The 8,698-nt window shown below is 76.5% G+C and carries 7 protein-coding genes and 2 pseudogenes; 8 read left to right on the forward strand and 1 reads right to left on the reverse strand.

Going from position 1 to position 8,698, the window contains the following annotated elements:
* The 6 genes and pseudogenes from PYV61_RS15945 to PYV61_RS15970 form a co-directional block, all read left to right on the forward strand.
* Window positions 1-504, forward strand: a pseudogene (locus tag PYV61_RS15945) (hypothetical protein); the annotation flags it as partial.
* Complete coding sequence (locus tag PYV61_RS15950; protein WP_275833345.1) at window positions 501-857, forward strand: hypothetical protein; 357 nt, start codon at window positions 501-503, stop codon at window positions 855-857. The pseudogene PYV61_RS15945 and the gene PYV61_RS15950, both read left to right, overlap by 4 nt.
* A complete protein-coding gene (locus PYV61_RS15955) occupies window positions 854-1,126 on the forward strand; it encodes a DUF1905 domain-containing protein (RefSeq protein ID WP_275833347.1) in 273 nt (90 codons plus the stop codon). Before PYV61_RS15950 ends, PYV61_RS15955 begins: the two co-directional genes overlap by 4 nt.
* 71 nt (window positions 1,127-1,197) lie before the next feature.
* The gene (locus PYV61_RS15960; RefSeq protein WP_275833349.1) at window positions 1,198-1,980 is read left to right on the forward strand and encodes a hypothetical protein; all 783 of its coding nucleotides are present in this window, start codon (window positions 1,198-1,200) and stop codon (window positions 1,978-1,980) included.
* Between the two features lie 49 nt (window positions 1,981-2,029).
* Window positions 2,030-3,604 carry a protein adenylyltransferase SelO gene (locus PYV61_RS15965; RefSeq protein ID WP_275833351.1) on the forward strand — a complete coding sequence of 525 codons (1,575 nt, stop codon included), beginning with the start codon at window positions 2,030-2,032 and terminating at the stop codon, window positions 3,602-3,604.
* A 201-nt stretch (window positions 3,605-3,805) separates the two neighbouring features.
* A complete protein-coding gene (locus PYV61_RS15970) occupies window positions 3,806-5,296 on the forward strand; it encodes a S8 family serine peptidase (RefSeq protein WP_275833354.1) in 1,491 nt (496 codons plus the stop codon).
* Between the two features lie 22 nt (window positions 5,297-5,318).
* Here the strand turns inward: PYV61_RS15970 and PYV61_RS15975 are convergent, their stop codons facing one another.
* Complete coding sequence (locus PYV61_RS15975) at window positions 5,319-6,992, reverse strand: hypothetical protein (protein ID WP_275833356.1); 1,674 nt, start codon at window positions 6,990-6,992, stop codon at window positions 5,319-5,321.
* 132 nt (window positions 6,993-7,124) lie between these two features.
* Here PYV61_RS15975 and PYV61_RS15980 point away from each other — a divergent pair, with 132 nt between their 5' ends.
* Both PYV61_RS15980 and PYV61_RS15985 read left to right on the forward strand, forming a co-directional pair.
* Window positions 7,125-8,447, forward strand: coding sequence for a membrane dipeptidase (locus PYV61_RS15980; protein WP_275833358.1), 1,323 nt, complete (start codon window positions 7,125-7,127; stop codon window positions 8,445-8,447).
* 4 nt (window positions 8,448-8,451) lie between these two features.
* Window positions 8,452-8,698 (forward strand): annotated as a pseudogene (locus PYV61_RS15985) (hypothetical protein); the annotation flags it as partial.

Consider the following 8,698-nt stretch of genomic DNA (forward strand, 5'->3'; position numbering starts at 1 on the left):
GCCGCGGGCGCGCCGGCGCGGCTCGGGCGCGTGGCGCTCGCCGGCTTCTCCGCGGGACACGGGGCGATCCGCGCGATCCTGCGCGAGCCGCGCCACGCCGCGCGCGTCGACGCGGTGCTGCTGCTCGACGGGATGCACACCTCGTACGTGCCCGAGGGGCGCGTGCTCGCCGCCGGCGGGACGCTCGACACCACGAACCTGACGGCCCTCGCCGCCTTCGCGCGGGCGGCGGCGCGCGGCGAGAAGCGGTTCGTCGTCACGCACTCCGAGATCTTCCCCGGCACCTTCGCCAGCACCACCGAGACCGCGGACTGGCTGGTCGGCGCCCTCGCGCTGACGCGCACGCCCGTGCTCCGCTGGGGGCCGCGCGGGATGCAGCAGCTGAGCGAGGCGCGCGCCGGGCGGCTCGCGATCCTCGGGTTCGCCGGCAACGCGGCGCCCGACCACGTGGACCACCTGCACGCGATGCCGGAGCTGCTCGCCCGGCTCTGGGAGGACCGATGAGCGGGACGGGAGCGGGGGAAGGGACGGTCGCCGCGTTCGAGGCCGTGGCGGCGCGGCTGCGCGCCGAGGGGCTGGTCGACACGCCCGACGCGGCGGCCCCGGGGAGGCGGCGCCGCGCGTTCGGCGACGGCGCGCTCACCGTCGGTGGGAAGATCTTCGCCATGCCGGTGCGCGGTACGATGGTGGTGAAGCTCCCCGCCGCGCGCGTCGCCGCGCTGATCGCCGCCGGGGCGGGGGCGCCGTTCGACACGGGCGGGCGCGTGATGCGCGAGTGGGTCGCGCTCGCGGGCGGCGAGGACGCGTGGCCCGCGCTCGCGCGCGAGGCGCGGACGTTCGTGGGCGGCGCGCCGTGAGCTACGGCGGCACGTTCACGGCGCGGCTGCGGCGGATCCCCGGCAAGGGCGGGTGGACGTTCGCGCCCGTCCCCGAGGCGTGCGCGCCCCGCGTCACGCACGGCTGGGGTCGCACGCCGGTGCGCGCGACCGTCGACGGCGTGACGTGGGAGACGTCGGTCTGGCGCGACCGCTCGGGGGAGACGCTGCTCCCCATCCCGCGGCGGGTGCGCGGCGGCCGCGGGGACGGCGACGCGGTGCGCGTGACGCTCGCGTTCGACGTGCTGTGACCGCACGTTCCCGCTGACCGTCCGCGACCGGGGCCCCGTCGGCCCCCGTCCGCCCAACCCCCGCGCCGCGCATGCCGTCGTCCCTCCTCCTCCAGGTCGCGCCCGTGCCGGCCGAGCCGTTCCTCTCGCTCCTCCTGTTCGGCGGGGCGCTGTTCTGGTCGGCCGCGCTGTTCTTCGTGCTCGTGCTCTCCGTGCAGGTCGCGCGCGAGGCGAGCGGCGCCGCGTTCCTGACGCTGCTCCTCGGCGTGGCGACGCTCTCCTGGATCTCGCGCTTCCCGCTGCAGGAGTGGGTGCGCGACCACCCGGGCACCGTGCTGCGCTGGGTGGCGGTCTACTACGCCGGCGGCGTCGTCTGGGCGTCGTGGAAGTTCGTGCGCTTCCACCGCCGGAAGGTGCGCCCGTACCTCGAGTGGCGCACGCGGCAGCTCCAGCAGCTCGGCGTCGCCAGCGCGTCGGAGCTGGACGAGGAGCAGGCGTTCCGCTTCCAGGAGGCCGCCGCCAAGGCCGGCTTCCCGCTGCGGACGATGGGGCAGGTCACCGACCTGCGGCGCTACCGCCGCGACTTCGCGTTCTGGGCGAGCTACTGGCCGTTCTCGCTGCTCGGCACGCTGCTGCGGTTCGTCGTCCGCGACGCCTTCGCCGCCATCTTCCACGGCGCGTTCGCCGCGCTCGGGGCGACGATCCGGCGCTGGCTGACGCGCCTCTACCGCGACGTGCACGCCGACCGCGACGCGGTGCTGGCGAAGGCCGAGGCGTACCGGGCCCGCCAGGCCGAGGCGGAGGGGGGCGAGGGCGGCGAGGGCGGGGGCGGCGCCCCCGTCGCGCGGCGCGTGGTGGTGCGCCCCAAGCCCTGACGGGCGTTCCGCCGCCGCGCGCGCACGCGTCTCGCGAGTAGCTTCCGGCGTGATCGCGCTCCCGTTCGACAACCGCTTCGTCGCCGAGCTCCCCGGCGACCCCGACGACTCGCCGCGCCGTCGCCAGGTGCTCGGCGCGGCCTGGAGCCCCGCCCGCCCGACGCCGGTGGCCGCGCCGCGGCTGCTGGCGCACGCGCGCGAGGTCGCGGCGCTCGTCGGGCTCGGGGAGGGCGACGTGCGGGCGCCCTGGTTCGCCGAGGTCTTCGGCGGCAACGCGCTGCTCCCCGGCATGCGGCCGTACGCCGCCTGCTACGGCGGCCACCAGTTCGGCCACTGGGCCGGCCAGCTCGGCGACGGGCGCGCCATCACCCTCGGCGAGGTGGTGAACCACGCCGGCGAGCGGTGGGAGCTGCAGCTCAAGGGCGCCGGCCCGACGCCCTACTCGCGCACCGCCGACGGGCGCGCCGTGCTGCGGTCGTCGATCCGCGAGTTCCTGTGCAGCGAGGCCATGCACCACCTCGGGATCCCGACCACGCGCGCGCTGAGCGTGGTGACGACGGGCGAGGACGTGGTGCGCGACATGTTCTACGACGGGCACCCGCGCCCCGAGCCGGGCGCCGTGGTGTGCCGGGTCGCGCCGTCGTTCGTGCGCTTCGGCAACTTCGAGATCTTCGCCGCCCGCGGCGACCACGAGAACCTCGCCCGCCTCGCCGACTTCACGATCGACCGCGACTTCCCGCACCTGCGCGGGGTCGCCGACCCGGCGGCGCGGCGCGCGGCGTGGCTGGCCGAGGTCTGCGAGCGCACCGCCCGCATGGCCGTGCACTGGATGCGCGTCGGCTTCGTGCACGGCGTCATGAACACCGACAACATGTCGATCCTCGGGCTGACGATCGACTACGGCCCGTACGGCTGGCTCGACGACTTCGACCCGCACTGGACGCCGAACACGACCGACGCGCAGGGGCGCCGCTACCGCTTCGCCGCGCAGCCGGCGATCGCGCAGTGGAACCTGGTGCGGCTCGCCGAGGCGCTGCACCCGCTGTTCGGCGCCGACGAGCCGCTGCACGCCGCGCTCGACCGCTTCCACGACGTGTTCACCGCCGAGTACGCGGCGATGACGCGCGCCAAGTTCGGGCTGCGCGACGACGGGGAGGCGACCGCGGCGCTGATGCACGACGGCTACCTGCTGCTGCACGCCGCGCGGGCGGACCACACCAACTTCTTCCGCGCGCTCGGCGAGGTCGACGCGGCGCCCGCGGACGACGACGCGGGGGCGCTCGCGCTGCTGGGGGACGTCTTCTACGACGACGCGGCGCGCGACGCGCAGGCGGCGGCGCTGGCGGCGTGGCTGCGCCGGTGGCACGCCGCGGTCGCCGCCGAGCCGGCCGACGCGCGGCGCGCCCGCCACCACGCGGTCAACCCGCGCTACGTGCTGCGCAACTACCTCGCGCAGGAGGCGATCGACCTCGCCGAGGCGGGGGACCCGTCGCGCGTGCTCGAGCTGCTGGAGCTGGTGCGGCGGCCGTACGACGAGCAGCCGGGGCGCGAGCGCTTCGCGGCGCGGCGGCCGGAGTGGGCGCGCGAGAAGGCGGGGTGCTCGATGCTCTCGTGCAGCTCGTGAGCGGCGCCCGGGGCTGAACCCCCCGCGCGCCCGGGGCGCCGGATCCCCCGCCCGGCGCCGCGTCGCTTGACGCGCCGCGGCCGCGGTCCTATCGTCGCCGTCCGCCGTTCCCCTCGGTCGTCCCGCGCCGCCCTCCCCCCCGCGCCGCGCACGCCCGTCATGCCCGCCGTGCGCGGGCCGCGCCTCACCAGGGCCCCCTCCATGCCGTCCCGACTCCGCGTCCCCCGCTCCCTCGCCGCCGCCGCCGCCCTCGTGCTCGGCGCGCGCACCGACGCCCCCGCGCCGCTCGCCCCGCCCGCGCCGACGGAGGCGCCCAGCCGGCAGGCGTCGGCGGCGACGCCCCGCCACGTGCTGCGCCTGACGGGCAACGCGGCCGACCTCGAGCGGCAGGTCGCCGCGCTCGGCGGCGCCGTCACGTTCCGCCACGCCGGCGCGCGCGTCGCGATCGTCGAGGGGCTCTCCGACGAGGCGGCGCGCGCGCTCGCGGCCGTGAACGGCGTCGGCGACGTGCAGCCCGACGTGACGGTGACGCTCGCGCGCCCCGCCGGCGACGCGCCCGTCGTCCCGCTCGACGCCGCGGCCGGCGACGTGACCATCGCCAGCCAGGCCAACCCGGCGACGGCCATCCGCTACTCGTGGCAGTGGAACATGCGCGCGATCGGCGCGCAGCACGCGTGGGCGGCCGGCAAGCTCGGCTCCCCGAACGTGACCGTCGCGATCCTCGACACCGGCATCGACTACAACTCGCTCGACGCCAACGGGCTCGTCGACCTCGCGCGCTCGGCGTCGTTCGTGCCGTCCGACGACGCGCTCCGCGCGGCGTTCTTCCCCGCGCGCCACGTCTCGGACGACTTCAACGGGCACGGCACCAACGTCGCGTCGCAGGTGTCGAGCATGGGCGTCGCGCACGCCGGCGTCACCTCGCGCACCCGCCTGATGTCGGTCAAGGTGCTCGGCGCGTCGGGGAGCGGCAGCATCGCCGGCATCCTGCAGGGCGTGCTGTACGCCGCCGACCACGGGGCCGACGTGATCAACATGAGCCTCGGCACCTTCTCGTGGAAGTCGGGCGGCGGCGGGCCGGTCGTGGCGCTGTTCAACCAGACGTTCGCGTACGCCAACCGCGCCGGCGCGCTGGTCGTCGTGGCGTCGGGGAACGACGGCATGGACCTCGACCGCAACCTCGTGCCGACGGACGACGGGATCGTCCGCGTGCCGTCGCTGTACTCGCTGTTCTGCGACTCGCCGCACGTCGTCTGCGTGGGCGCGTCGGGCCCGGTCACCTTCACCGGCCCGTCGGACCTCTACGCCGCCTACTCGAACTTCGGGCGCTCGGCGATCTCGCTCTCGGCGCCGGGCGGCAACGTCGGGTCGGCGACGACCGCGTGGCCCTGGGGGAACGGGACCGTGTCGTGGGTCTGGTCGATGTGCCCCAAGAGCTGGCTCCCGAACCCGGCGACGCCGAACGTGCGGCCGTGCGCCGGCGGCGGGTCGGTGAACGGCGCCGTCGGCACCAGCCAGGCCGCGCCGCACGTGGCCGGGCTGGCGGCGCTGCTCATCGCCGAGCGCGGGCGCGGCAACCCGGCGGCGATCAAGGCGGCGCTGATGCAGAGCGCCGACGACGCGGGCGCGCCGGGGATGGACGCGCAGTTCGGGCACGGGCGCATCAACGTCGCGCGCGCGCTCGGGCTCTGAGCGGCGCGGGGGCGGGCGCGCGTCAGCGCGCGCCCGCGCCCCGGATCAGGGCCAGCACGGCGTCCATCGCCGGGTCGCGCCCCGCGAAGTACGACGCGGCGTCGAGCTGCACCGGCACGTCCGGCACCAGCTCGCGCCGCGCGTCGTACACGTCGAACGCCAGGTTCCACCGCACCGACGCCAGCTCGACGCCGAGCCGGCTGTACGGGAGCGTCGCCGCGTTCGGGTCGCCGGCGAAGTCGCAGCACGCGCTCGTCGGCTCCCCCACGAACACCGGGCGCGCCAGCCGCTCGAGGTCCGTCACCAGGTTGGCGGTCGCCGAGAACACGCGCCGCCCGATCAGCACGTAGAGCCGCGCGTCGGGCTGCGTCGTGTACGCGACCAGCGTGCGCAGCAGCTCCGGGTAGCTCCCCGTCGCGCCGCAGTTGTTGTGGCGGAGGTCGAGCACGAGGTGGCGCGGCCGGCGCTCGGCGAGCACGCGCCGCAGCCGGAGCCCGAACTGCGCGACCGTCTCGTCGGGGTCGGGGCGCACCTGGTTCAGCTGCACGTAGTGGGCGTCGTGCCCCGGCAGCGGCGCGTCCCAGTGCGACTGGTCGAGCGCGCGCAGGAAGAGCGGCGCCTCCGCCCCCGGCGGCGCGACGAGGCGGTCCTGCCGCCCGGGGAGCCCGGGGCCGTCCGTCGGCACGCGCACGGTGCGCGTGCGCCCGTCGCGCCCCCGCACGGTGAGCGTCGTCGTGTCGCCGCCCCCGATCACGCGCGTCCCGCGCAGGTGCGGCGTCGAGGCCAGGTCGGCCGCGCCCCACACGTGCATCATCGGCCCCGAGACGTTGCGGTGTGCGCCGAGCAGCCGCAGCGCCGAGTCGACGGGGGTGCCGCCGACCGCCACGAGCCGCGTCCCCACGAGGTCGCGGTGCGCCGCGTCCGCCTCGACGATGTAGACGCCGTCGGGGAAGGCGTACGGGCGGACCGGCAGCCGCCCGCTCCCCGGGCGCGGGAACACCGCCGTGTGCGCGAGCCCGAGCGCCGCCAGCGCGCGGTTCATCCCCACGAGCAGCTCGTCGTCGGAGAGGCGCGGGATCGCCGCGCGCAGCGCCGCCACGCGCCGCGTGAACTCGGCGGGGAGGGGGGCGTCGTGGTAGTCGGGGCTCACGCGCGTCAGCTCCGCCACCAGGAAGTCGAGGTCGGCGCGCCACCTATCGTCGCGCGCGAGCCCCGCGACGTCCGGCCGGCCGACGATGCGCAGGAACTGCGTGTCCGCCTGCAGCGCCGCGAGCCCCGGCCAGCCGAACACCGCCGAGCGGACGTAGAAGTTGCGCCGCTCGTCGAGCTCGCGGCGCAGCTCGTCGAGCGCCCCCGCGCGGTCGCCGGCCGCGAGCCGCTGCACGGCGGTCATCACCCCAGGGTAGTGGTAGGGGGAGCGCCACCCGACGATCGCGCCCACCCGCTGGTACGCGGCTGCCGCCTCGTCGTGCCGGCCGAGCGACGCCTTGAGGCGCGCGAGGAGGTGCCAGTTGCGGTGGTCGCGCGGGTAGACGCGGGCCAGCGAATCGGCCAGCCCCTCGACCTCGGCGGCGCGCCCCGCGGCGAACGCGCCCTCGGCGCGCTGGCGCGCCTGGTGGTAGGCGACCCCCTCGGCGGCCGTCTGCGGGCCGGCGAGCAGGTCGAGCGTCTGGACCAGCACGAGGAGCAGGCGCATTCTCTACATTGTAGAAATGAGGGGAACGGCGGGCGGATGACGAGGATGGGACAGGCGGGAGGGCCGGCGGGTTTGTGGCGGCGCGCACCGGACCCCAAGTTGACCCCGGCCTTCCCCCTCCGAACCCGACCCATGCGCCGCCTCCTCGCCGCCTTCCCGCTCCTGGCCGCCCCGCTGGCCGCCCAGCCGCTGTCCGACGCCGCCCTGGAGGCGCGCGCCCGCGCCATCCACGACCGCGTGCTGACGCTCGACACGCACGTCGACATCAGCCCGCTCAACTTCCAGCCGGGGCAGCCCAACTACGCCGAGCGCCTGCCGCGCACGCAGGTCGACCTCGAGAAGATGGCGGCGGGCGGGCTCGACGCGGCGTTCCTCATCGTCTACGTCGGGCAGGGGCCCCTCGACTCGGCGGGGTACGCGCGCGCCAACGCGCAGGCGCTCGAGAAGTTCGCCGCGATCCACCGCCTCGCCGACTCGCTGGCGCCGGCCAAGGTCGGCCTCGCGCGCACCTCGGCCGACGCGCGGCGCATCGCCGCCAGCGGGCGCCGCGTCGTGTTCATCGGCGTCGAGAACGGCTACCCGATCGGCACCGACGTCACGAACGTCAAGAAGTTCGCCGACCTCGGCGCGCGCTACCTCTCGCTGGCGCACAACGGGCACAGCCAGCTCTCCGACTCCAACACCGGGGAGCGCGACGGGCAGTGGCTGCACAACGGCCTCTCCCCGCTCGGCCGGCAGGTCGTGCAGGAGGCCAACCGCCACGGGATCATGCTCGACGTGTCGCACCCGTCGAGGGAGAGCATGGCGCAGACGCTGGCGCTGACGAAGGCGCCGATCATCGCCTCGCACTCGGGGGTGCGCGCGATCTGCGACCACAGCCGCAACCTCGACGACGACCAGCTGAAGGCGCTGGCGCGCAACGGCGGCGTGGCGCAGCTGGTGGCGTTCGCGAGCTACGTGAAGTGCGACCCGAAGGCCGACGGCGCGCGCGCCGCGCAGCGGGCGGCGGCCACCGAGGCGCTCTACCGCGAGTTCGGGATCCCGCCGCCGGCGGCCGGCGTCGGCCCCGGCGCGATGCGCGCCGCGCGCGCGCAGGCCGACTCGCTGGCCGAGCCGCGGCGCGGCGAGTTCCAGGCGAAGGAGCGCGAGCTGGCGCAGCGCTTCGCCGGCCCCGCGGTGACGGTGAAGGACTTCGTCGACCACGTCGACCACGCGGTGAAGCTGATCGGCGTCGACCACGTCGGCATCAGCTCCGACTTCGACGGCGGCGGCGGCGTGGACGGGTGGCGCAGCGCCGACGAGACGCTGAACGTCACGCGCGAGCTGGTGCGCCGCGGCTACACCGAGCCGCAGATCGCGAAGATGTGGAGCGGCAACCTGCTGCGCGTGCTCGACCGGGTGCAGGCGGTCGCGCGCGACCTGCAGCGGTCGCAGCGCACGGCGGCGCGGGAGTGACGCGGTGAGCGACGCCGCGCGGCGCCGGCTGTTCTGGGCGGGCGTCGCGACGCTCGTCCTGTTCGAGCTGGCGCACGTGTGGCTCGTGATGCCGCTCCCCGGCAGCCAGCGCCTGCCGAGCCTCGACCTCGCCTACGCGCTGCACCGGTGGCGGTGGGCGGAGCGCGGCGACGGCCCGGCGGTGCTGCTGGCGGGGCTCGACGCGGCGGGGCACGCGCCGGGCAGGCGGCGGTGGGGCGTCCCGGCCGCGC

Origin of the sequence: Roseisolibacter sp. H3M3-2, from assembly GCF_029211165.1 — a bacterium.
GTDB lineage: Bacteria > Gemmatimonadota > Gemmatimonadetes > Gemmatimonadales > Gemmatimonadaceae > Roseisolibacter.